We start from the raw sequence: 24,424 nt of genomic DNA on the forward strand, positions 1-24,424 counted from the left end.
ATTGTTAAAAATGCCTAATAATTAACACTTATTTGTAAAAATGCTTAATATTTCGATAAAAATAATTGAGTGTCTATTTTTACGTTAGGGGCTTCAAAACCAAACTGTGATCGGTTGTGATGGAGAGATAAGTCAATATTAAGTTTTTAAGATACCTATGCTGAATCGGAATGATTCTAATAAAATCAGGATATTAACATGAGTATTTTAGCTCGGAAGGATCAGAGTTCCATTCATACCGCGTTAAAGCAACAAACTTTGACAGATGCACAATTAGTTTTGAGTAGATCTCCGTTTTTAATTTTTTTACCTAAAGAATTACGCGCTTTCTTTTTAGTTGAACGACAAAAACAATTTACAACTATTGCAAAATTTGGCTGGCCACTACTGTTATGTATGCTGATTGGAGAAATGACGATTGCACACGTTTTTTACAGTCGAAATTTACAGGGTCACGACCATATAATTTGGGACAATCACTTTTTTCTTTGTGCAATTATTTTATTTGCGGGTGTCGTGTTTGCACATATTCCTAAACTGGCATCAAGTTTTCAGATTTGGTTGGGATTGTTAATTATTCTTGTGCTGTGGGATAAGTTGTATATCGCTTTATCACTTAAAAATATGCAACTTATACAATATCATATGGGTGCAACCATCATGATCGTTGTAATTGATATACTGGCTTTGCGCTTAACAGCAATGGTATCTATGTTTTCTTGTGTCATGGGTGGCTTTCTTGCTTTGTTGACAGCATATAAAACCTTAAATTCTTATGATCTTTATGTTTTCCTTTATTTTTTCCCAACAGTAATTGTTTGCGGAACGATTTCTCTATTGATGGAAAGACAGGACAAATTATTGTTTTTGCATCAAGTTGTACTTTTACAGCAGGTTGGGGCACAGGAGGAACTGAATAATGAACTTTCATTACTTGCTCAAATTGATGGTTTATCTGGGTTAGTGAATCGACGTTATTTTGATCAAATTTTTCTACAAGAATGGATGCGTAGCCTACGAGAAAAAACAAGCTTATCTGTCATTTTTATCGATATTGATTATTTTAAGTTCTATAACGATACCTATGGGCATTTGGCTGGAGACGAGTGTATCAAAAAAGTAAGTTTGGCATTATGTTCCGCCGTGGTTCGTCCTGCTGATTTAGTCGCTCGTTATGGTGGAGAAGAGTTTATAGTTTTACTGCCGAGTACAGGATTACATGGGGCAATCCATATTGCTGAAAAAATATTAAAAATAGTTGATAAGGCAGCAATACCGCATCAAGGTTCTTTAGTTGCAAAAAATATTTCAGTCAGTATAGGTGTTGCCAGTTGTATTCCTTTGAAATCGATGCAGGCAGAAGATTTAATCAAAGCAGCAGATTCTGCTCTATATCAAGCAAAATTTAAGGGGCGACATCAAGTGAGGTGGTAATTTTAAAAAAAGCATAGTTTTAAATCTAATACATAATCTTAAATTGATTCTAATTTTATAAAGTTTGATTACTCATTAAAAAGCAAAAACCCCAATTAGAACTGGGGTTTCACAACAACAAGGATGACGACTGCAAATAGGATGAGAGTCGGCATTTCATTAAAAAAACGCCAAAACTTGTGTGACTTGTAATGGGCATTACCAATCAATTTTTTGCGATAATAACCGCAAACAAAGTGGTATATGACCAATAAGCCCACCAGACCGACTTTAAGATAGAACCATAAAGCTTCATGGTAGTGTCTGGTTGCATCACCCCAATCAACAAGAAAGTGGGCTGTAATGAGTGTGGCAATCATAGACGGCCACATAATTCCTCGATACAACTTACGTTCCATCACCTCAAAGCGTTGATGGCTAAGGGCATCTTCACTCATAGCATGGTAGACATAAAGCCGGGGTAAGTAGAACAATGCAGCGAACCAGCAAACCACGGCAATAATATGTAATGCTTTTACCCACAAGAAAGCATCAGAAGGTGCATCCATCGATAATCCTAGGTGGGATTATGCATCCCACTTCTTGAAAATAAGGCAGGCGTTTACACCGCCAAAGCCAAAACTGTTACTCATCACAGTATTCAGTTTTGCATCACGTTTTTCAAGTACAATATCGAAACCTTGTGCGCCTTCATCAAGCTCGGTCACGTTGATGTTTGGCGCAATAAAGTCATTTTGCATCATCAATACAGAATAAATCGCTTCTTGAACACCCGCAGCACCTAAACTGTGACCCGTCATTGATTTAGTTGAACTAAGCGGTGGAACTTGTCCTTCACCAAATGCGCGCTCCATTGCTTTAAGCTCAGTCACGTCACCTGCTGGTGTTGATGTACCATGTGTGTTGACATAATCGATTTGTTCTACACCATGCTGTTTTGCTTCATCTAATGCCATGATGATACAACGTGTCGCACCTTCACCACTTGGTGCAACCATATCTGCACCGTCGCTGTTCGCTGCATAAGCAACAACTTCAGCTAAGATATTTGCACCACGAGCTTGCGCATGTTCAAGTGATTCAAGAATAACAAAACCACCGCCGCCAGCGATGACAAAACCATCACGATCCGCTGAGTAAGGGCGAGATGCAGATTCGGGAGTATCATTATATTTAGAACACAATGCACCCATTGCATCAAAAAGTAAGCTTTGCGACCAGTGATCTTCTTCACCGCCACCAGCAAGCATCAGATCTTGCTTACCTAATTGAATTAAGTTGTAAGCATAACCAATTGCATCAGCGGAAGTTGCACAGGCACTGGTAATTGAATGAGCAATACCTTGTAGTTTTAGTGCAACACCCACATTTGCAGTAATGGTATTACTCATATTACGAGGAACAAAGAAAGGGCCAATTTTACGTGCGCCTTTTTCTTCTAATAGCTTAACCATCTCTGCAACAGATGCAGTTGAGTTACCGCCGCTACCACCTGCAATACCATAACGAGGGTTATTTGCTAGATCTTCTTGTTTTAGACCCGCATGTTCTACCGCTGCAATCGCTGCGTTATAGGCATACATTGCACATACACCCATAAAACGCTTGATTTTACGATCAATACCATCAAAATCCTGTTCAGCAGAAGCGCTGACATGACTTTTAAAATTTAATTCGGCATAAGTTGGATTAAAACGTGTTCCTGAGATTCCATTTTTTAAAGAATGAGTGACATCTTCTAAAGAGTTACCGATACATGAGTTAATGCCCATACCAGTGATTACAACACGTTTCATTTACAGATCCCTTTTATGGTAATACGAAGCCTTGTGCATATCGCTATAAGTACAAATCAGGAGAAAATAACGATTTAAATGGCTTATGAGTGAATGACACCATCATAGCAGAAAGGTTTTTTATTTCTTATGGCAAATTTTATGCCTATTTCTAGTTGTGTAAATATTCGTAAATATAAATGTAGTTGAGACAAAAGGTAATGAAAGAACACAGATAAAAGTTGAGATAAATTTACATTCAACCTAGTATTTACCTAGAGATGCACAGATTATAGAACAGAGGTACTTGATGACAAAATCTAAAAACAAGCAATCTTCAGGTTTATTTACCCAAGCCTTTGGAGTGGCTAAAAAGCTCAGTTCAGAAATACAAAAACTTCAAACTGCTCCTAAAACATTAGCAACTGGATCTACAGATTCATCTAATGTGATCGAAGGGAAGGCGCGTTTTAAAAGCCCATTTGAGATTGAGCAATACGAAAGCCCACAACATATGTTACGTCAACAGTTACCTAAATTGTCCCATCAACTTTTGGGTCGCCATTATACAAAAGTAAATAATGTTGCATCTTTCATTTCACCTGACATGGGCGAAAAAGTTTCTGATTATTTATTTCAGTGGTTGAATGAATTTAGTTCCAATACTTCACTTACAGAAAAGATTCTGGAAGAAGCAGGTGTAAAGGATATTACCGAACTCACTCAAGATACTGGGCGTTCTCAACGTTTAAGTCAGGCATTAATCGAACAAAATAAATTATTAGCCGCTGCACAAGGCGTTATCACGGGTGCTACAGGAGTTTGGGGTGCAGCTGTTGATATTCCTGCCTCTATTGTTCTAGCACTAAGAACAATTTATCAAACGGGTCGCTCACATGGATTTGATTTAGCCGATGAGGCAGATCAAGAAGTGGTTGCCTTTATTTTTAAAGAAATTGATTTGGGTATTATTGCTGAAAAACAAACATTATTGATTGCATTAAAAGCTTTGAAGTCGATGTTAGAAACCCATGACTTACAACAGTTTCAGCAGTTGCTTGGATCGAGCAATGATGTTGAGCTTGTAAAGAAATGGTTAGTTGATGAGGAAGGACAGTTTAAATGGGGGTGGTTAAATCATATCCCTCAAGCATCTGTGATTGGTAAATTAACACCAGTTGCTGGTGCTGCTTTAGGTGGCTTTTATAGTTGGCGTTTACTCGAAGATGTTGGACACAAGGCACAATCTGTTTTCGGGGCAGCTCGTTTTTATTTGAATGAATATCCGAATGAAAATCTTTCACCTTTAGAAGCCTATTACAAAGCGGAAGCATTATTAAGAAAACCAAATTCACGATTGTTAAATGCAACAGAGACTACGACAAATGCATTAAGTAGTGTTGATGAAAGCAAAAATGATGTGATTACCAATGTTTCAGTGCAATCTAAAGATCATGCTGCTAAAGAAATTCAGACGAATGAAAACGTTGAGCAGGGTATTCAACAGCTTGCATCAGAGCATGTGGTCAAGCACGAACATACTGAACAGCAACCTGCTTTGAAAGAGCAATCAAATGAATTACTCACTTCTGATGAAGCTGAACTATCTACTGAACCAAAAACAATCGATATAGAGCCTGCATCAACAAAACACAGTTAATTATTTGTTGGTGTGATTTAGACATCAATAAAACAACAAAATTATAGAAATGGTCAACAGTTGCTTTATCTTGCATTGTTGACCATTTTTACTTCTTAGCTTACAATTATGTGCCCTTAAAAAGAGGTGTTTTTCTTTTTAAGGTTGTTTAATAACGGGAGAATTGCCAAATGGCAACAACAAATCAGTTGATCCGTAAGGGTCGTACAACTTTGATTGAAAAATCAAAAGTTCCTGCGTTGAAGGCTTGTCCACAACGTCGTGGTGTATGTACACGTGTATATACGACTACTCCTAAAAAACCTAACTCAGCAATGCGTAAGGTTTGCCGTGTTCGCTTAACTTCTGGTTTTGAAGTATCAAGCTATATCGGTGGTGAAGGTCATAACTTACAAGAGCACAGTGTTGTGCTTATCCGTGGTGGTCGTGTTAAAGACTTACCAGGTGTACGTTACCATACCGTTCGTGGTTCTTTAGACTGTGCTGGCGTTAAAGATCGTAACCAGTCACGTTCTAAATACGGTGCTAAACGTCCTAAGAAGTAATTCTAGGAAGTTAATGTGAAAACATTAACACCACAACCCTTTAGCGTTTCGCTTGTTTGAATTCTTCATAGATTTGTAATTCAAGCGACGTATAGTAAGGCCAGCGTAGCGTACATGACACTTGTACAAACTGCTGGATTATCCTGAAGTGTCATATTATTAGGTGTATTAAAATGCCAAGACGTCGCGTAGTCGCTGCTCGTGAGATCCTTCCAGATCCAAAATTTAGCAGCCAAACAATCGCTAAATTCATGAACCACGTAATGCAAGATGGTAAAAAATCTGTTGCTGAAGGTATCGTTTACGGTGCTTTAGAACGTGTTCAAGAAAAAAATAAAGTTGACCCAGTTGAATTTTTCGAGACTACTCTTGAAAAAGTTCGTCCTATGGTTGAAGTAAAAGCACGCCGTGTTGGTGGTGCTACTTACCAAGTACCTATGGAAGTGCGCCCATCCCGTCGTACTGCCTTGGCTATGCGTTGGTTAGTAGATGCTGCTGCTAAGCGTTCTGAAAAAACGATGGCTTTACGTCTTGCTGGTGAGTTGCTTGATGCAGCTGAAGGTAAAGGTGCAGCGATCAAAAAACGTGAAGACGTGCATCGTATGGCTGAAGCCAACAAAGCCTTCTCTCACTACCGTTTCTAAGCGGATAAAACAGTCCCTAATCAGGAGAATATTCATGCGTACCGCAGCTCGATTCAACATCGCTCTCTACCAAAGTGGGGGCTTTGCGGGTATTTAAGTTGCCTGCTTGAATATTTGTACGCATCAATTTAATTGATGCGTCCTGTTTTAAATATAACATTTAGGAATGTAGACATCATGGCTCGCCAAACCCCAATTAGTAATTACCGTAACATCGGTATCTCTGCGCACATTGACGCAGGTAAAACAACTACAACTGAACGTATTTTGTTCTACACAGGTGTATCTCACAAGATTGGTGAAGTACATGACGGTGCAGCAACAATGGACTGGATGGAACAAGAACAAGAGCGTGGTATTACAATTACCTCAGCTGCGACAACTTGTTTCTGGTCTGGTATGGGTAACCAATTTCAACAACACCGTATCAACGTAATTGATACACCGGGACACGTAGACTTCACGATCGAAGTTGAACGTTCTATGCGTGTTCTTGATGGTGCGTGCATGGTTTACTGCGCTGTAGGTGGTGTACAACCTCAGTCTGAAACTGTATGGCGTCAAGCAAACAAATATAAAGTGCCTCGTTTAGCATTCGTGAACAAGATGGACCGTACAGGTGCAAACTTCTTCCGTGCTGTTGAACAAGTTAAAACTCGTTTAGGTGGTAATCCTGTACCTATCGTTGTGCCAATCGGTGCAGAAGATACGTTTGCAGGTGTTGTTGACCTGATCGAGATGAAAGCGATTATCTGGGATGAAGCATCTCAAGGTATGAAGTTTGAATACGGCGATATTCCAGCTGACCTCGTTGATACTGCTGAAGAATGGCGTACCAAGATGGTTGAAGCTGCAGCTGAAGCTTCAGAAGAATTAATGGACAAGTACCTAGAAGAAGGTGATCTTTCTAAAGAAGAAATCATCGCTGGTCTTCGTGCTCGTACATTAGCATCTGAAATTCAAGTAATGCTTTGTGGTTCTGCGTTCAAAAACAAAGGTGTTCAACGTATGTTGGATGCTGTAATTGAATTCTTACCATCGCCTACAGAAGTTAAAGCGATCGAAGGTATTCTTGACGATAAAGATGAAACTAAAGCATCTCGTGAAGCATCTGACGAAGCACCGTTCTCTGCACTTGCGTTCAAAATCATGAACGATAAGTTCGTAGGTAACTTAACTTTCGTACGTGTTTATTCTGGTGTTCTTAAACAAGGTGATCCAGTTTATAACCCAGTTAAATCTAAGCGTGAACGTATTGGTCGTATCGTGCAAATGCATGCGAACGAACGTCAAGATCTTGATGAAATCCGTGCAGGTGATATCGCAGCGTGTGTAGGTCTTAAAGACGTTACTACGGGTGATACATTATGTGATGAGAAAAACATCATTACACTTGAACGTATGGAATTCCCAGAGCCAGTAATTTCATTGGCTGTTGAACCAAAAACTAAAGCTGACCAAGAAAAAATGTCTATCGCTTTAGGTCGTTTGGCTAAAGAAGATCCATCGTTCCGCGTTCGTACAGATGAAGAATCTGGTCAAACCATTATTGCTGGTATGGGTGAACTTCACCTTGACATCATCGTTGACCGTATGAAGCGTGAATTCGGTGTTGAAGCGAACATTGGTAAACCAATGGTTGCTTACCGTGAAACGATCAAAAAGTCTGTTGAACAAGAAGGTAAGTTTGTTCGTCAAACAGGTGGTAAAGGTAAATTCGGTCATGTATATGTTCGTTTAGAACCTATGGATGTTGAAGAAGCTGGTAAAGAATACCAATTCGCTGAAGAAGTTGTCGGCGGTACAGTACCTAAAGAATTCTTTGGTGCTGTTGATAAAGGTATTCAAGAACGTATGAAGAATGGTGTATTGGCTGGTTACCCTGTTGTGGGTATCAAAGCGACATTATTCGACGGTTCTTACCACGATGTCGACTCTGACGAATTGTCGTTCAAAATGGCAGGTTCTTACGCTTTCCGTGATGGTTTCATGAAAGCTGATCCGATCCTTCTTGAACCAATCATGAAAGTTGAAGTAGAAACTCCAGAAGACTACATGGGCGATATCATGGGTGACTTAAACCGTCGTCGTGGTATGGTTCAAGGTATGGACGATCTTCCTGGTGGAACTAAAGCAATTAAAGCAGAAGTTCCATTGGCTGAGATGTTTGGTTACGCGACTCAAATGCGTTCTATGTCTCAAGGTCGTGCGACATACTCTATGGAATTTGCTAAATATGCTGAAACTCCACGTAACGTGGCTGAAGGCATCATCGCTAAGTTCCAAGCTGGCGGTAAAAAAGGTGACGACGAGTAATCTTTCGATTACTATATTACCCAACTAAAATTTAGTTAAAAAACCAAGTGCTCATGGGCGACCCTCATGAGCAGTTTATAAAGGAAGATCATCATGGCTAAAGCCAAGTTTGAACGTAATAAACCACACGTAAACGTGGGTACAATTGGTCACGTTGACCATGGTAAAACAACTTTAACTGCTGCGATTGCAACTATTTGTGCAAAAACTTACGGCGGTGAAGCGAAAGATTACTCACAAATCGACTCAGCTCCTGAAGAAAAAGCACGTGGTATTACAATTAATACTTCACACGTAGAATACGATTCTCCAATCCGTCACTACGCTCACGTAGACTGCCCGGGCCACGCCGATTATGTTAAAAACATGATTACTGGTGCTGCTCAGATGGACGGCGCGATCCTTGTATGTGCTGCGACTGATGGTCCAATGCCACAAACTCGTGAACACATCCTTCTTTCACGTCAGGTTGGTGTACCTTACATCATCGTATTCTTAAACAAGTGCGACCTTGTTGATGATGAAGAATTACTTGAATTAGTAGAAATGGAAGTTCGTGAACTTCTTTCTACTTATGACTTCCCAGGTGATGACACTCCAATCATCCGTGGTTCAGCGCTTCAAGCATTGAACGGCAATGATGGCGAATATGGTGAGAAATCAGTTCTTGCACTTGTTGAAGCGCTTGACTCTTACATCCCAGAACCAGAGCGTGCAATCGATAAAGCATTCTTAATGCCAATCGAAGATGTATTCTCTATCTCTGGTCGTGGTACGGTTGTAACTGGTCGTGTTGAATCTGGTATCGTTAAAGTTGGCGAATCAGTTGAAATCGTTGGTATCCGTGACACAGTTGTAACGACTGTAACTGGCGTAGAAATGTTCCGTAAGCTTCTTGACGAAGGTCGTGCGGGCGAGAACTGTGGTGTTCTTCTACGTGGTACTAAGCGTGAAGACGTACAACGTGGTCAAGTACTTGCTAAACCAGGTACAATCAAACCACACACTAAATTCGATGCGGAAGTATATGTACTTTCTAAAGAAGAAGGTGGTCGTCATACTCCATTCCTTAACGGTTACCGTCCACAGTTCTACTTCCGTACAACTGACGTAACTGGCGCAATCAAGTTACAAGAAGGCGTAGAAATGGTTATGCCTGGTGACAACGTTGAGATGTCAGTAGAGTTAATCCACCCGATCGCAATGGACCCAGGTCTACGTTTTGCGATCCGTGAAGGTGGTCGTACTGTAGGTGCTGGTGTTGTTGCTAAAGTAACTGCATAATCGCCTAGAGTGATAAAAAAACACCCCAAAGGGGTGTTTTTTTATGTCTATTGTTCGACAATCTATCTTTAATAGTGTCCTAAACTGATACCTTGCTGTCCTAAACTGCACTTAATTCATCGCAATAAAACCGTAATATAAAACACAAGAAAATGAACAAAAGTACTAAATGGAAATTTTCCATTTAAAAGGAGTCAGCAGCATGAATGCTAAAGTAAATATTTCAAATCGTGCAGGTGCAAGTTTTCCAGTACGTCGTATGAATTTTGATTTTGATCAAGTACCAGAATATTGGATGGATGGTTCGGCTGGCTTAACTCATTTCATGACTGGTTTGTCTGCATTATTCCCAGATGGCGAGAAATTATTTATTGATGCTGTACGTGCTGTACGTTATCACCCAACTATTAAAGATAATGCAGAACTACAAAAAGAAATCAGTGCTTTTATTGGTCAAGAAGCAATGCACACTCAAGAGCATGTAAATTTTAATGCTTCTGCACAAAAGTATGGTCATGACATTAGATCTTTAGAGCAGATTACGGGACGTTATATCCAATTTGCACTAAAGAATTTTTCAAAAATCGTCAAACCGTTTGGTATGACAAGAGAGATGGTTGATCTAACGGCGACAACAGCGCTAGAACATTTTACTGCAACGATTGCTTCTGAATTATTACGCAATAAACACATCCAAGATTTAATGACAGATGAGACCATGTCATATATGTGGTTCTGGCATGCAGTTGAAGAAAATGAACATAAAGCAGTGGCTTACGATGTCTATGAGTCAGTATTTGGAACTGGATTGAAAGCATATAGTTTACGTACTACAGCACTTGTATTTGCTATGGCTTTAATCTTTATTCTTCAATCTTATTTTACTTTACGTCTGCTTCAACAAGATAAAAAACTAAATCTGAAAGAATTAGGCATGATTTACAAATATGCTTATAGTCCATCAAAAGGGATTATTACGGGTATGGCAGGTGAAATGTTGGCTTACTTTAGACCACGTTTTCATCCAAATGATTTAGATACCGTACAATTACTTAAAGATTGGAAGGCGAAATTAGGTTTTTAAATTAAAACATCCATTAGCTAAACCTATGTAAAAAGAGCAATAAAATTGCTCTTTTTTTATTTTGAATATTACATTGAATAGACTTTTTTAAATCATACTGACATGTCCTAAGATGATGCTTTTCTGACCTTATCTGCACTTATTTAATGCGTTCAAAGAAGCGTATAAATAAACCATAGATAATTTTTAATCAAATATATCCATTGGGTAGGAGAAGAAGGTATGAATGCTAAGGTCAATATTTCAAACCGCGCTGGCGCTAGTTTTCCCGTACGCCGAATGGATTTTGAGTTTGGCGAAGTGCCACGTTATTGGGCAAATGGAGATGCTGCTTTAACTCATTTTATGACTGCACTTTCAGCACTGTTTCCAGAGGGTGAACAATTTTTTGTGAATAGTACCCGTGCAGTTAGAAATGATCCAAAACTTGCTGATCCTCGATTACAAAAAGAAATTAGTGCTTTTATTGGACAAGAGGCAATGCATTCAAAGGAACACTTGGCCTTTAATGCAGCTGCGCAAGCTTATGGTTATGATGTGCGCAAATTGGAGGCACAAACAGGCAAAGTGATTCAGTATGGAGTTGCTATAAGTACTAAATTATTAAAACCATTTGGTTTTACAAAAGAGATGATTGGCTTAACGGGTACTTGTGCCTTGGAGCATTTTACATCAACGATTGCTGAAGAATTATTGTCTAACCCAGATATTCAATCCATGTTTATGGATGAGACCATGTACCATTTATGGATGTGGCATGCAGTTGAAGAAAATGAGCATAAAGCGGTGGCATTTGACGTTTATGAAGCGATGTATGGGCAAGGATTTAAAGCTTATTTTATGCGTTCATTAGCTTTAGTGATTGCTATGGGTTTAATTTTTATTACCCAGTCATATTTCACTGCGACTCTTTTAAGAACTGATGGCAAACTTACATGGCGAGATACCAAATATATGCTCAAGTTCATGTATGGCTACAAAGGTTTTATGACACGTCAAATTCCAACATTATTGGCATTTTTAAGACCAAAATTCCATCCGAATGATGATGATACAACAGCATTATTGAATAAATGGCGCGCTGAATTAGGCTTTAATATGAGTTAACTAAAATGGGCAATTAAAATTGCCCATTTTTTTATTCAAATTTACAATCAAATTGCTGATAATCTGCATCAATATTTTATAGAGTGATAGATCGTGATTAGATTGATGCAAGAGAGCGATTTAGACAGTGTTGTTGCAATTGAACGTTTAGTACAAACACATCCTTGGACGAAACAACAATTTCAAGAATCTTTAGTTTCGTATCAGTGCACGGTCTATGAGCAGTCGAATCAGGTTGTTGGGTTCTGTATTTTGCAGCCTGTTCTAGATGAGGCCAATTTATTACTGATGGCGATTCATCCAAGCCAACAGGGCAAAGGTCTTGGATACGAGTTGTTAGATTATTCAATTCAACTTTTAAAAAATAATCCGATTCAAATTTTTTTAGAAGTACGTGAAAGCAATCTTGCTGCAATTCGTTTGTATGAAAAAACGGATTTTCATCAAATAGACTTACGCAAAAATTATTATCCCAATTTAGATGGTACAAAAGAGGATGCTGTGATTATGGTCAAAACATGCACTGATGATTTTGCTGCTTTATTTAATAATTAAGTTATCCCACTCCGATGGTAGTGTCGTCATTAATGAATTTCCAAGTTGATGAATCTCTTTTTCTGAGAGTGGGCGGTTAAGGCGACGCCATTGTCCATCTAATAATAATTCCAGTGGCGTATATTGTGATTTATAGTTCATTTTAGCTGAGTGAGGCACCCAATAACCTAAATATAAGTAATCTAAATTTAAAGTGCTCACATATTCAATTTGTTTAAGAATCGCAAAAACACCTAATGAACGACGTTGTTCTTGGGGATCAAAAAAAGTATATACAGCAGAGAGACCATCATCCATTAAGTCACAAGTAGAAACGGCAATAAGTTTCTGATCATCCCAAAGTTCGATGAAAAAACTTTCTGTACAACTGTGAACGAGGAATTTTTCAAACTGATCTAATGTTGCTGGATACATATCGCCATCTGCATGACGCTCGTTAATATAACGCTCATACAAATTATAATGCTGTTGAGTGGCTTGCGAAGTTGGCAAAATACTCATTTTTAAATCTTGATTACGTTTCCATGCCTTCTTCTGGCTACTATTCATTTTAAATTCTTGAATTGGAACGCGACAAGATAAACATTGGCGACATAAATGGCATTCTGGTCGATAGACAAAATCGCCACTACGTCGAAAACCGACACGCGAAAGTTCAGACAATGTCACCACATCAATACGGTGAATTGGATCTAAAAATACCATTCGAGCTGATTTGTTATCGAGATAACTGCAGTCGTGTGGCGGTGTTATATAGTACTGTAAGTCATTTAAAAGGGACTTGGGTTGGTATGATTTCATTAATCTCCCTCCAAGGTGTTAATCCATTAACCGTCTAATTTTGAAAAAACTGCTATTGTTTTACTTGAAAATACACGTTCTTGATAACTTTTCCAATTGATAGAGGGGCTAATAATTACATCTTGTAACGATTTTAGGTAGACTTGGCGAGAAAGTGTACGTGCACCTAAGCTTAAAAGATGATCATTGACCAGTTGGCAATCAATCCAAGGAAGCTGATTTTCCTGACCGATCAACATAAGTGTATAGAAAGCCATTTTAGAGACATCTGTTTCTGTACTAAACATCGATTCACCAAAACAGCCTTTACCTATCGTTACGCCATATAGTCCACCAACTAATTTTTCTTGTTGCCAGACCTCAATGCTGTAGGCATAACCTGCCTTAAATAGAGAACAATAGCCTTCAATAATATCTTCACTAATCCATGTTTCATTTGCATAGCTACGGGGGAGTGAACATGAGCGTATTACATCTTCAAAAGCATGATTCACTGTAATTCGATAATCATGTTTTTTCATATTTCGAATCAGTGATTTACTGGGTTTATATGCATGAGGCTCAATAATGCACCGTGGTTCAGGACTCCACCAACAAATTGGTTCATCTTCGTTAAACCAAGGGAAGAGACCATGTGTATAGGCTTCAAATAATGTAGCAGGTGATAAGTCTGCGCCAATACAAATAAAGCCATATCCTTCAGGATCAGCTTCGATAGGGTTTGGAAAAATATATTGTGATAAAGGAAGCTGTTGCATAGCAAAAAGAGCAAATAACAATAATTCTAAACTAACTGAACTCGATCAGAATGGCAATCTCTAGCGATTCCCATCTTGGCACTGTCATTAATTGAATAAACGTAGTTGTTTTGCAATTTGAAGTTTTTGGCTATCTAGAAATTGCTGTGCTTTTATTTGAATCATTTGAATGCTTTGGTCTTTATCTGTAATGGTATTGCCATCTTTATCCAAAACCAGCCAACCGAGTTGAGTAATTACATTTTGAACGTAATCTGCGAATTCAGCAGCTGTTTCTAAACCATCTACAAAATATGCACGATAGAATAATTGATGAAAATGTTCTGTAGGAATTCCAATTCCGGTTAGTGGGCTTACTAACACACTATAATTTTGGTGAAAACTCGCTTGACTTAATAAATAGTGATTCATCTCATGGCATTTGTGTATGATTTCATGATTAGGTGTCAGTGTTTGACAGGGTTGAGCTAAACCTAAATGGCAGAGAATGACTAACGCATTCAGGATTTTTGCATAACTTAATTCAGGAAAACTCTGTTCCAATTCAGCAATTGTTAAGGGCTGATAATTTTTCTCCGCAAACTTATTACCAATTGGATGATAAATGTCTTCAATTAAATTAAAAGTACCCAATAGCCCAGTAATATTAATCGGTAATTTTTCTTTGGCTATTAATAAGATAAAAGCTTTATTACGTAGTCGTTCTTGTATTTGAAGTGGTGTTAAATTGTTTTTTCCTCGAATAAAAAGATCTCGTCTAAATTGCGTATTAGCAAAATAATCACGGCATTGCTCTTTAAAAATAGGATGTTCAATCTCAGCTAAAAATTGTTGATGTTCTTCGGAAAAATTAATGTTATCAAGATGAGTACTAAGATCTGTCGAACCTGCATAAGAAAGCTTAATTTCATCCCAAATTCTGACAATCTGTTGAAAGGAGAAGCATTACCAATCTTGATTTAAATATTCATGAATTAAGTAGTTTGGATTTTGTTGTTTTAAATCTGCGACTTTTTGTAGAGCATTTGGATTTCTTTGTGCAAAAATAGGATTTTGTTTAAGCAACTCATCACTAAATTTGAGTGCTTCATTCACCTTTTGTAGTGGGTTGGTACTTTTACTATTGAATTTAAAATGGCTATGAAACAGTTCACGAATTGGCATATTCGCTGCCCAACCTGTAACACAGTTATAACTGATGTAAACGATACCATTCGGTTTTAAAAATTTTCGAATAAACTTTAAAATAATGTATTGATTTTCATAACTAATCCAACTCCAAATGCCATGTAGACTGATAGAGTCAAACATTGGTAAATCTGAATGATGGAGTAGCTCCTCAAAACTATCATCATAAAAATAATGTTCAGTTTTACATTTTTCGGCGAGTTGATTGGCATGAGCGGCATGTGCTGGATTGAAGTCAGTGCCGTAAAAGAGCGCTTCATTACTTGCAGCATGAATATTAATACTGACACCTTGACCAAAGCCAAGTTCACAATGCGTTTGATTCTCTTGAGCTTCAGGACTTTCTATTCCATTAAGGAGTAAGCAAAATTTTTGAAAATTAAGGCTGAGATCTCGGTAATAACCATAAGTGTAATTTACTTCTGTTTGATAGCCATTGGTCCATGTTGTTGTCATTCGAAAAACCACCAATCTTATTATTAAATTATCATGTTTTTGATTGTATGGATGTTTTTATAAAAAACCACCAAAGAATTGGTGGTTTTTTGTTTCTTAAAAATTACTTCAAATTGTCGAGATATTTTTCAGCATCTAACGCTGCCATACAGCCTGATCCTGCTGAAGTGATTGCTTGACGATAGATACTATCTGCTACATCACCAGCTGCAAATACACCTTCAATTGAAGCTGCTGTAGCATTACCAGCAGTTCCACTGTGCACCTGAATATAACCATCACGTAGGTTTAATTGACCATCAAACATTCCTGTATTCGGTTTATGTCCAATTGCGACAAATAGACCTTGTACTTGAATATCTTGTGTTGTTTCATCTTGTGTAGACTTAATGCGAACAGAAGTTACACCCGTTTTATCACCTAGAACTTCATCTACTTGATGATTCCAAATAATACTGATTTTACCTTCTTTTTCTTTAGCAAAAAGATGATCTTGTAAAATCTTTTCAGAACGCAAGCTATCGCGGCGATGAACCAAAGTAACGTGAGCAGCGATATTCGATAAATAAAGTGCTTCCTCAACAGCAGTATTACCGCCGCCTACAACCATCACATTTTGGTTTTTATAGAAGAAACCATCACAAGTCGCACAAGCACTTACACCTTGACCCATAAATGCAGCTTCAGATTCAAGACCCAAATATTGTGCTGTTGCGCCTGTAGCAATAATCAGCGCATCACACGTGTATTCTTCCATATCGCCTTTTAACACAAATGGGCGAGTTTTAAGATCCACTTCGTTGATGTGATCATAGACAATTTCTGTACCGAAACGTTCTGCATGAGCTTGCATACGCTCCATTAACACAGGACCAGTTAATCCTTCAGGGTCACCAGGCCAGTTATCAACTTCAGTGGTCGTTGTTAATTGACCACCTAATTGCAAGCCTGCAATCAGTGTCGGTTTAAGGTTGGCACGCGCTGCATAAACTGCGGCGCTATAACCTGCAGGACCAGAACCCAAAATAATTAACCGTGAGTGACGAGCGCTCATTAAAGAACATCCTTTTTATATTGAAACTGTTAAAATTATACGTGAATCCACAGGGGAGTGGGTTGGATAATATTGATATACTTAATCGAATTGGGCTATATGATAATTAGTTTTTACTAATCTTTCATTGATGTTTTGCATCAACCGTCGATGTTAACAACAACAGTAAACAATCGTGCATCTTTTTTGTAAGAACGAGTGCATAATGTAAAACTTATTGATTAAGGTAGCTTAAGCCTTAAAAGATACAAACAAATAACGAATTGGGTTACAGGACTGTATATGACTGCGGTGTCAAGTGTTTATGCGCAACGCTTTTTAATGACATTATTTTTGATTTCTTTTGGCATTTATTTATTTCTTGCCACAGTAACCTACACACCTTTTGATCCGGGTTGGATGCATATTTCCAGTGATACGCAACAGGTTTCAAATGCAAGTGGTGTCGCTGGTGCTTGGATCGCAGACTTGTTATTCGGTTTTTTAGGGTGGGCAAGTTTGTTCATTCCTTTATTTCTATTCATCGAAGCAATTCAAGTGTGGTGGCCTAGAAGTTTTTTAAATCGCCCATTTCGTTATGCAGCACAGTTCTTTTTGATTCTGTCCATTTCTAGTTTGTTGTATCTACATTGGAATGTTCCAGCAGATACTTTAGAAAATGCAGCAGGTGGCATTATTGGTTATGAGTTAGGTCAGAGTCTTTCTCAACTTTTAACCATTTATGGTGCAACATTTTTTTTACTTGCTTTTAGTATTTTATTATTCACTTTAGCTTTTGGTATTCAATGGAATAAAACTTGGGCAACATTAAAAAATACGCCAGCATCTTTACAAGATTTGTTCTATAAAAATATACCTCAACACGAATCTGCTTATGATTTGACTGAACAATTAGCCTCAACAGAAACACCAGCGATAAAGCAAAAAGCTCCAGTCCAAGCGGCTGATTCAAATATTGTAGAGGCGAATGATACAGCCCAAAATGCACAGCACAGCATTGCAGCTAAAACAGCATCGACAGACAATTCACATCATCAATTATTAGCCGAAAAACTATTTGCTGATGTTGTTGCCAAAGAACAGCAAAGTGTTCAATCACAAGAAGTATTATCAACAGAAGATTTTGAGCAAACTTTAAAACAAGCACATCAACTTGAAGCCGATAGTCAGCGTTTAATTCAAACAGGTGAAGTATGGCGTGCATTACAACATGATGATGCGAGCCATAAACAAGAAATTGATGCACTTTTGCGAGCGGCAGATGATGCTATAAATCCTTCATCTCAATATGTAAATGCAGCAACGGAAGTTTCTTCTGTGGCAGCGCAACGTCCTCATCAGAGTCCAGTCGATTGGAATGATGACCAAATATTTGATGAATTATTGGCTGCTGTTCCTAATAGTAAAACGGCTACGGATGTACACAAGCCATTTATTCAAGAAACGCGATCAACGGTTAAAAATGAAAGTGATGAAATTGACTTTGATATTGAGTTAGATTCAACAGAAGTTCAATCTGTACCGCAAGAAAAGGCAGTTCAGTTGCATCATACGATCAAAAACATGATCTCTGATGATAAGCAAAGTATTTTGGATGAAGGCTTTGATGAATTTGAAGATTTGTTAATTGAAGACAAACAACAGCAATCTGTATTGCAAACTTCGAGCTACGCGCAGTCTTCGGCTTTTGTAAAAGCACCTATTGAGATTGAAACACCTAAAGAAAGTTTATCAAAAGAAGCATTTATTGAAGCATGGCAAGAAACTGCGGGTAAAGTTGAAGAAAATTTTGATATCGAAGATGATTTTGATTTAGACGCGCCGTTAACAGATTCATTTGGTCGCCCAATGTCTCGTGCGATGCAAGTGGCTCAAAAACGTCGTGATTTACCAACTTTGCCAGGTTTAGAATTATTGGACGAGGTAGATCCGAATAAAAAGGTGAACTTTACAGCTGAACAATTAGCTCGTTTGTCTGAACTTCTAGAAATTAAATTACAAGAGTTTAATGTCAAAGCTCAAGTGGTGGAGGCTCAACCTGGGCCTGTCGTGACACGTTTTGAACTAGATCTTGCACCGGGTGTAAAAGCATCTAAAGTTACCAATATTTCGCGTGACTTAGCACGTTCAATGTCAATGGCATCTGTTCGTGTGGTTGAGGTGATTGCTGGAAAACCTTATATCGGTATTGAAGTACCAAATAGCAGCCGCGAAATGGTTCGACTGATTGAGTTGTTAAAGACACCTGCATTTGAAGACCCAGCGGGTTTACTTTCGATGGCGATGGGTAAAGACATTTCAGGTAATCCTGTGATTACTGATTTGGGCAAAGCACCGCATATGTTAGTTGCGGGAACAACTGGTTCAGGTAAGTCAGTAGCTGTTAACTCAATGATTTTATCAATGTTGTTAAAATACACGCCTGATCAATTGCGTTTAATTCTAATCGACCCAAAACAGCTTGAATTAGCTAACTACAATGATATTCCACATTTATTAACACCTGTTGTTACTGATATGAAAGATGCTGTAAGCGCATTGAATTGGTGTGTAAATGAAATGGAACGTCGTTATAAGCTAATGTCTTTTCTAAAAATTCGTAAATTGGCTGACTATAACCGCAAAGTGGAAGAAGCGATTGCCAATGGTGACGATTTGATTGATCCAACTTGGAAAGCCAGTGATTCAGTTGTAGGGGAGCGTGCACCACGATTAGCTCCTTTACCATCGATTGTGATTGTTGCAGATGAATTCGCTGACATGATTATGCAAGTTGGTAAAAAAGCTGAGGAGATGATTACTCGGCTTGCACAGAAATCTCGTGCGGCAGGTATTCATTTACTACTTGCAACACAACGTCCATCAGTTGACGTCATCACAGGCTTGATTAAAGCGAATATCCCAACACGTGTTGCATTACGTGTAAATAGTAAAATTGACTCTCGAACAATCCTTGATGCAGGCGGGGCAGAAGATCTATTAGGGCACGGTGACATGCTATTCTTAGGGCCAGGTAAAATCGAACCTGAGCGTGTGCATGGTGCGTTTATTAGTGATGATGAGGTGAACCGCATCTGTGACGCTTGGCGTGAACGTGGTGAGCCTGATTATGTTGATGAAATCTTAACCCCATTTGATGAAGAACCGACCTCACGTGGTTTTGAAGATGGTGATGGTGATCCTAATCGTGATGCACTTTATGATCAGTGTGTTTCTTTTGTACTTGAAACGCGCAAGGCTTCAACATCATCATTACAACGTAAATTTAGTTTGGGGTATAACCGAGCTGCACGAATTATTGATCAAATGGAAGAGAACGGGATCGTAAGTTCAATGGGAGCAAACGGTAAGCGTGATATTCTAGTTTAAAATTTTTTATATATCGGATTAAAATGAAAAATACCTTAAATTTTTTTAAAATTTCCATTTATATTTTTGCGGGGATTTTATTTTGTGGGTGCGATAATACTCATGCAAATCAGATGAAATCTGATAATTTAGAAATTAATAAGAAAAATCATAGATCTGATATTGTAGAAGTTGATGAGAAAACTCATCAATATGATGTGAGTAGGGTTAGAAATAATGAAATATTAGATAGGCAAAATTTTCAGAAAGATATTCAAGTATTGTTTGAAAATAACAAATTTGATGAGTTGAATAAAATTTATATTCAACTTTTAAAAAGTGAAGAACGAACGTCAAGTGGTTTATGGAAACTAACAATATTTTATGATAGTTTTGACAAAATTCTTACTATTAAAGAGGAAGAAAAGTCAAAAAAGATGTGGGAGTCTCACTATAAAAAAATATCAAAATGGAGTTCAGAATACCCTGATATCGCACTGCCTGAAATTTTAAAAGCCAAATTACTTTTAGCAAGGGCTTGGCAATATCGAGGCGAAGGATATATTTCAACTGTATCAACAGAAAACTTAAAGCAATGGAATACATATCTAACTAAAGCTAATGATTATTTAAATCATAAAATACCAAGTTTATCTAATGTAGATCCTGAATGGCATGTAATTAACTTGGATGTAAAAAATTTTTTGAATAACTCTGAGCTAGAATATAAAAGAGCATTAGAGAATGCTACTAATCGTTTTCCTTATTATTATCCAATCTATTTTAATGCGGTAGTTTATCATTACTCTCCTAAATGGGGAGGAGACTATGAGCAAATAGAAAAATTTGCTCATTTTGCTGTATCAAAAACGAATGCCAAAGAAGGTACTGCAATCTATTCTAGAATATATTGGGTTGTTGCAGACAATATGGAAATAGATAACTTAAGAAAAGAATCATATATAGATTGGCAATATTTTCGTAAATCAGTAAGAGAAGTTTTAAAAAAATACCCAGATCAATGGAATTTTGCCAACTATATCTATATATCATGTCAAGTTAAAGATAAAAAATTTACATCTGAAATCTTCCAAGGAATATCATTTCATGATCTTAATAATTGGAAGAATGAGTATGCATATGAAAATTGCCTTGCTTTTGCAAAAGGTACAGAAGATGAGTTAATGAAAGAGCGAGAGCACAAGTATATGGAACAGTTGAAAAAGGATTATCCTGAATATTTCCAAGAGAATTAAGTTTTAAACAATTACGAAAAGATTACTTTAATTTTACGGTAGAAATATTTTCTTTAATTTACTCTATATAAATTGTAAAAAATTAGGCTTACTTATGTTTGTTGCATTATGTACACTCATTTTTATTCATTTTTGTGCGCTTATCACTCCAGGACCTGATTTCTTCTTAGTCTCTCAAACTGCTGTCAGCCGTTCTCGTAAGGATGCGGTATTGGTTGCATTTGGTATTTGCTTGGGGGCAATGGTCTGGTCACTTTTAGCATTGATGGGACTGAATATTATTTTTGAAAAGATGGCTTGGCTAAAACAAGGCCTTTTAGTCGCTGGTGGTTTATATCTATGTTGGTTGGGCTACCAAATGCTTCGTTCAGCTTTTTCAAAAGGTGAGCAAAGCATCAAACAGATAGTATTACCACAGTCGCCTTATTTGTTTTTTATGAAAGGTTTACTGACTAACTTATCGAATCCTAAAGCAGTGATTTATTTTGGTAGTGTATTTTCATTATTCTTAGCCAATCCTTTATTTGATCAGCATCACTCTTTGCTTTTTATTATTATTGCGATAGAGACCTTGCTATGGTTCTTAGTGGTAGCGTTTGTATTCTCATTACCTACATTTAGAACAGCATATCAAAATTTTGCAAAATGGATTGATGGTATTTCTGGTGGGATTTTTACCTTACTGGGCGTTTATTTGATTGGTAGTCGATAAAATAAAGAGATAAAAAAGCCTGCTGTAAGCAGGCTTTTTTATCTTAAGCAAATTTTGCTAAGACTTCTAAGAAACCATCTTTCTGACGTGGAAATTGAGCAATCACGTCATGAATACGCTGTCCTTCAGGATTAGTCGCATTTAAATCACGACCATCAGCTAAAAATTTGGTAATCAAGCGCTCATAGTCGAAAGGACGCATATGTTTGAAAGCATGATAGAGCACATGGAAGTCAGCATTAACATCTGCTGGTGGAAGTTGGTTGAGGTAGGCAAAAACACGCTCATCTGACCATTCTTCATTGAAAGTTGCTGGCTGTGATAATGCCATGACAATCTCCTCAGTCTTAAAATAATAAAGGCAAAATACGGGACTGAATAATTAACAAAGCATGGCTTTGTTCAGTCGCAATGTATTTTGCCTTTATTTGCGAAAAATCGCTAATGAAAAAACTTCTATCGATCTTCAGGTAAATTGATATTCATTTCTAACATTTCGATATTTGCTTCTGAACGAACTTGCATTTGAATGTGCTGTTCATCTACACCACGAACGTAACGACTGACCACTTGCATGATTTCTTTTTTCATTTGGTCAATTTTGTCTTGGCTTAAGCGACGACCTAAACCTTGTTCAGATGCAACAATAACTTTTAAGCGATCTTTGGCAGTTTGTGCACTTGATGGTTTTTCATCACTGCTAAAAAGTTTACTCCAGAATCCTGCCATAATTACGCTCCAAATAGTCTAGCTAACCAACCTTTTGGCTGTACTGCAATGTGTCGATAAGGACGATCTTCGCCAAGGAAACGAGCGACTAAATCATCGTAGGCTTGACCAGCTTTTGCTTCGTCATAAAGAATAACAGGCTTACCTTCATTCGATGCTTGAAGTACGCTTGGGCACTCAGGAATAACACCCAAAGTCGGAACACGTAAAATATCTTTTGAAATATCATCAATCGTTAACATTTCTTGTTTATCAGCACGTTCCGGATTGAAACGTGTAATACATAAATGTTTACGAATACGCCCTTCATTGTGTTCTACTTTTTTAGTTTTGCTATCAAGCATACCAATAATACGATCAGAGTCACGAACTGATGAAATTTCTGGGTTTGTCACAATGATTGCTTCATCAGCATGGTACATTGCTAAAATTGCACCACGTTCAATACCTGCTGGTGAGTCACAGATGATGTAATCAAACTCTTGAGATAGTTCATCAATGACACGTGCAACACCTTCATCACTCAAAGCATCTTTATCACGTGTTTGAGATGCTGGAAGAATGTATAGGTTTTCGATTTCTTTATCACGAATCAGGGCTTGTTGTAAGCGAGCTTCATTATTGATGACATTGACAAAGTCATAAACGACACGGCGTTCACAGCCCATGATCAAATCAAGATTACGTAAACCTACATCGAAATCAATCACAACAGTTTTATGACCACGTAGGGCTAAACCTGTTGCAAAAGATGCGCTTGTTGTAGTTTTACCTACACCACCTTTGCCTGACGTTACGACAACAATTTTGGCCACCGAATCCACTCCTATTTATGGTCATACGGCCCTAAAAGGGCTTTTTGGGTGTTTAATAAGTTAAATTAAAACTGTAAGGCTTCAAATTCAAGCTCTTGCTTGTTATTTAAATAAATATGTACGGGTTTTTTGATCATATCTTTAGGAATATCATCTGCGACACAATATGTCCCTGCGATCGAGATTAACTCTGCTTCTAGTGAATGACAAAAAATTCGAGCTGAAGTGTGTCCACCTGCACCTGCAATGACTCTACCACGAGCATTGCCATAAATGTGAATATTTCCAGACGCAATGACTTCAGAGCCACTATTCATACCCGCATTCAGGATAATATCACCTTGATCTTGTACCAAACATTGTCCAGTACGCAAAATCTCATCATGATACGAGGTGATATGCGTAGTCGGTGTTTGTTTTTGTGGTGTTTGTATTTCTGGAGTTTCAGTATTTTTTTCAGGTGCGTGAGCAACGACTTGCTCTTTTGATGCTTTGATACGCTGTAAAGGTTGATCAGCAGGCAGTACAGGAAATTGGATCGCCCGAGCTTCATCACCTAAAATTCCATCAATTACCGCCATTGGCTGTAAGCCAAGATCAATCAGCAATTGAATTAAGGCAATCAGTTCTTGTTCAACGGTACTGTCAATAATGACTAAGGTTCCAAGATAGGAACCTTCATTGAGGGTGCTTGTAAGTTGCTGGCGGATCGCATTATGGTCATTTGTGTCGAATGTTAATCGACTAAAATTCACCATTCTGCCCGTAATCCGTATATCAGCCATAATTTATCCTTAAGGGCTTTTTTAAGCACTCTATTGTGTTAAAGCATGTTGTAAATAAAAGCAAATGCTAGAACAAATTACAGGAATTCTCTAGCTAGATTGGTAAATTTTCTTGTAA

21 protein-coding genes and 1 pseudogene are annotated in these 24,424 nt (G+C 37.8%); 12 read left to right on the top strand and 10 right to left on the bottom strand.

The features are described 5' to 3' along the window. Positions 1-198: 198 nt before the first annotated feature. Entirely contained in the window at positions 199-1,434 is a 1,236-nt protein-coding gene (locus AAV96_RS12335) for a diguanylate cyclase (RefSeq protein WP_046739518.1), read from the top strand. A gap of 95 nt (positions 1,435-1,529) precedes the next feature. Here the strand turns inward: AAV96_RS12335 and hemJ are convergent, their stop codons facing one another. Both hemJ and AAV96_RS12345 read right to left on the bottom strand, forming a co-directional pair. Beyond that, positions 1,530-1,982: a protoporphyrinogen oxidase HemJ gene (gene hemJ, locus AAV96_RS12340; protein ID WP_046739519.1), complete on the bottom strand. Its 453-nt coding sequence runs from the start codon at positions 1,980-1,982 to the stop codon at positions 1,530-1,532. 18 nt (positions 1,983-2,000) lie between these two features. Next, positions 2,001-3,230, bottom strand: coding sequence for a beta-ketoacyl synthase N-terminal-like domain-containing protein (locus tag AAV96_RS12345; RefSeq protein ID WP_046739520.1), 1,230 nt, complete (start codon positions 3,228-3,230; stop codon positions 2,001-2,003). A gap of 289 nt (positions 3,231-3,519) precedes the next feature. On the opposite strand from AAV96_RS12345, the gene AAV96_RS12350 reads away from it, so the two are divergent. The 8 genes from AAV96_RS12350 to rimI all read left to right on the top strand — a co-directional run bounded on the left by AAV96_RS12350 (position 3,520) and on the right by rimI (position 12,404). After that, positions 3,520-4,869: an EcsC family protein gene (locus tag AAV96_RS12350; protein ID WP_046739521.1), complete on the top strand. Its 1,350-nt coding sequence runs from the start codon at positions 3,520-3,522 to the stop codon at positions 4,867-4,869. Between the two features lie 170 nt (positions 4,870-5,039). After that, complete coding sequence (gene rpsL / locus AAV96_RS12355; RefSeq protein WP_004638184.1) at positions 5,040-5,414, top strand: 30S ribosomal protein S12; 375 nt, start codon at positions 5,040-5,042, stop codon at positions 5,412-5,414. 173 nt (positions 5,415-5,587) lie between these two features. Further along, entirely contained in the window at positions 5,588-6,058 is a 471-nt protein-coding gene (rpsG, locus tag AAV96_RS12360; RefSeq protein WP_004638185.1) for a 30S ribosomal protein S7, read from the top strand. A 177-nt stretch (positions 6,059-6,235) separates the two neighbouring features. Beyond that, a complete protein-coding gene (gene fusA / locus AAV96_RS12365) occupies positions 6,236-8,374 on the top strand; it encodes an elongation factor G (protein WP_004663468.1) in 2,139 nt (712 codons plus the stop codon). 93 nt (positions 8,375-8,467) lie between these two features. Beyond that, positions 8,468-9,658 (top strand): elongation factor Tu, encoded by a 1,191-nt coding sequence (gene tuf, locus AAV96_RS12370; RefSeq protein ID WP_004659362.1) that lies wholly within the window; start codon positions 8,468-8,470, stop codon positions 9,656-9,658. A 202-nt stretch (positions 9,659-9,860) separates the two neighbouring features. Then, positions 9,861-10,742, top strand: coding sequence for a metal-dependent hydrolase (locus AAV96_RS12375; RefSeq protein WP_046739522.1), 882 nt, complete (start codon positions 9,861-9,863; stop codon positions 10,740-10,742). Between the two features lie 222 nt (positions 10,743-10,964). Beyond that, positions 10,965-11,849, top strand: coding sequence for a metal-dependent hydrolase (locus AAV96_RS12380; RefSeq protein ID WP_046739523.1), 885 nt, complete (start codon positions 10,965-10,967; stop codon positions 11,847-11,849). A gap of 93 nt (positions 11,850-11,942) precedes the next feature. After that, complete coding sequence (gene rimI, locus AAV96_RS12385; RefSeq protein ID WP_205625870.1) at positions 11,943-12,404, top strand: ribosomal protein S18-alanine N-acetyltransferase; 462 nt, start codon at positions 11,943-11,945, stop codon at positions 12,402-12,404. Here the strand turns inward: rimI and AAV96_RS12390 are convergent. From AAV96_RS12390 to trxB, 4 genes and pseudogenes are all read right to left on the bottom strand, one after another. Continuing rightward, a complete protein-coding gene (locus AAV96_RS12390; RefSeq protein WP_046739525.1) occupies positions 12,390-13,205 on the bottom strand; it encodes an arginyltransferase in 816 nt (271 codons plus the stop codon). The two genes, rimI and AAV96_RS12390, sit on opposite strands and share 15 nt — an antisense overlap. A 26-nt stretch (positions 13,206-13,231) precedes the next feature. After that, positions 13,232-13,963: a leucyl/phenylalanyl-tRNA--protein transferase gene (aat, locus tag AAV96_RS12395; RefSeq protein WP_046739526.1), complete on the bottom strand. Its 732-nt coding sequence runs from the start codon at positions 13,961-13,963 to the stop codon at positions 13,232-13,234. A gap of 87 nt (positions 13,964-14,050) precedes the next feature. Beyond that, positions 14,051-15,607 (bottom strand): annotated as a pseudogene (locus tag AAV96_RS12400) (class I SAM-dependent methyltransferase). A gap of 103 nt (positions 15,608-15,710) precedes the next feature. After that, the gene (trxB, locus tag AAV96_RS12405) at positions 15,711-16,661 is read right to left on the bottom strand and encodes a thioredoxin-disulfide reductase (RefSeq protein ID WP_004663455.1); all 951 of its coding nucleotides are present in this window, start codon (positions 16,659-16,661) and stop codon (positions 15,711-15,713) included. A gap of 282 nt (positions 16,662-16,943) precedes the next feature. Here trxB and AAV96_RS12410 point away from each other — a divergent pair, with 282 nt between their 5' ends. The 3 genes from AAV96_RS12410 to rhtC all read left to right on the top strand — a co-directional run bounded on the left by AAV96_RS12410 (position 16,944) and on the right by rhtC (position 21,977). Beyond that, the gene (locus AAV96_RS12410) at positions 16,944-20,030 is read left to right on the top strand and encodes a DNA translocase FtsK (protein WP_046739527.1); all 3,087 of its coding nucleotides are present in this window, start codon (positions 16,944-16,946) and stop codon (positions 20,028-20,030) included. A gap of 23 nt (positions 20,031-20,053) precedes the next feature. Next, positions 20,054-21,265, top strand: coding sequence for a hypothetical protein (locus AAV96_RS12415; protein ID WP_004663453.1), 1,212 nt, complete (start codon positions 20,054-20,056; stop codon positions 21,263-21,265). Positions 21,266-21,359: 94 nt separating this feature from the next. Continuing rightward, on the top strand, positions 21,360-21,977 hold the full coding sequence (gene rhtC, locus AAV96_RS12420) for a threonine export protein RhtC (protein WP_004663452.1): 618 nt from the start codon (positions 21,360-21,362) through the stop codon (positions 21,975-21,977). 43 nt (positions 21,978-22,020) lie between these two features. Here rhtC and AAV96_RS12425 read toward each other — a convergent pair whose 3' ends face one another. The 4 genes from AAV96_RS12425 to minC all read right to left on the bottom strand — a co-directional run bounded on the left by AAV96_RS12425 (position 22,021) and on the right by minC (position 24,306). Next, the gene (locus AAV96_RS12425; protein ID WP_005158274.1) at positions 22,021-22,308 is read right to left on the bottom strand and encodes a PA4642 family protein; all 288 of its coding nucleotides are present in this window, start codon (positions 22,306-22,308) and stop codon (positions 22,021-22,023) included. Positions 22,309-22,433: 125 nt separating this feature from the next. After that, positions 22,434-22,706: a cell division topological specificity factor MinE gene (minE, locus tag AAV96_RS12430; RefSeq protein ID WP_004663449.1), complete on the bottom strand. Its 273-nt coding sequence runs from the start codon at positions 22,704-22,706 to the stop codon at positions 22,434-22,436. Between the two features lie 2 nt (positions 22,707-22,708). Next, complete coding sequence (minD, locus tag AAV96_RS12435; protein WP_004663447.1) at positions 22,709-23,521, bottom strand: septum site-determining protein MinD; 813 nt, start codon at positions 23,519-23,521, stop codon at positions 22,709-22,711. A 65-nt stretch (positions 23,522-23,586) separates the two neighbouring features. Further along, entirely contained in the window at positions 23,587-24,306 is a 720-nt protein-coding gene (gene minC / locus AAV96_RS12440; protein ID WP_046739528.1) for a septum site-determining protein MinC, read from the bottom strand. Between the last annotated feature and the right edge of the window lie 118 nt (positions 24,307-24,424).

The sequence above is a fragment of the Acinetobacter sp. AG1 genome (assembly GCF_001005525.1).
Lineage (GTDB): Bacteria > Pseudomonadota > Gammaproteobacteria > Pseudomonadales > Moraxellaceae > Acinetobacter > Acinetobacter modestus.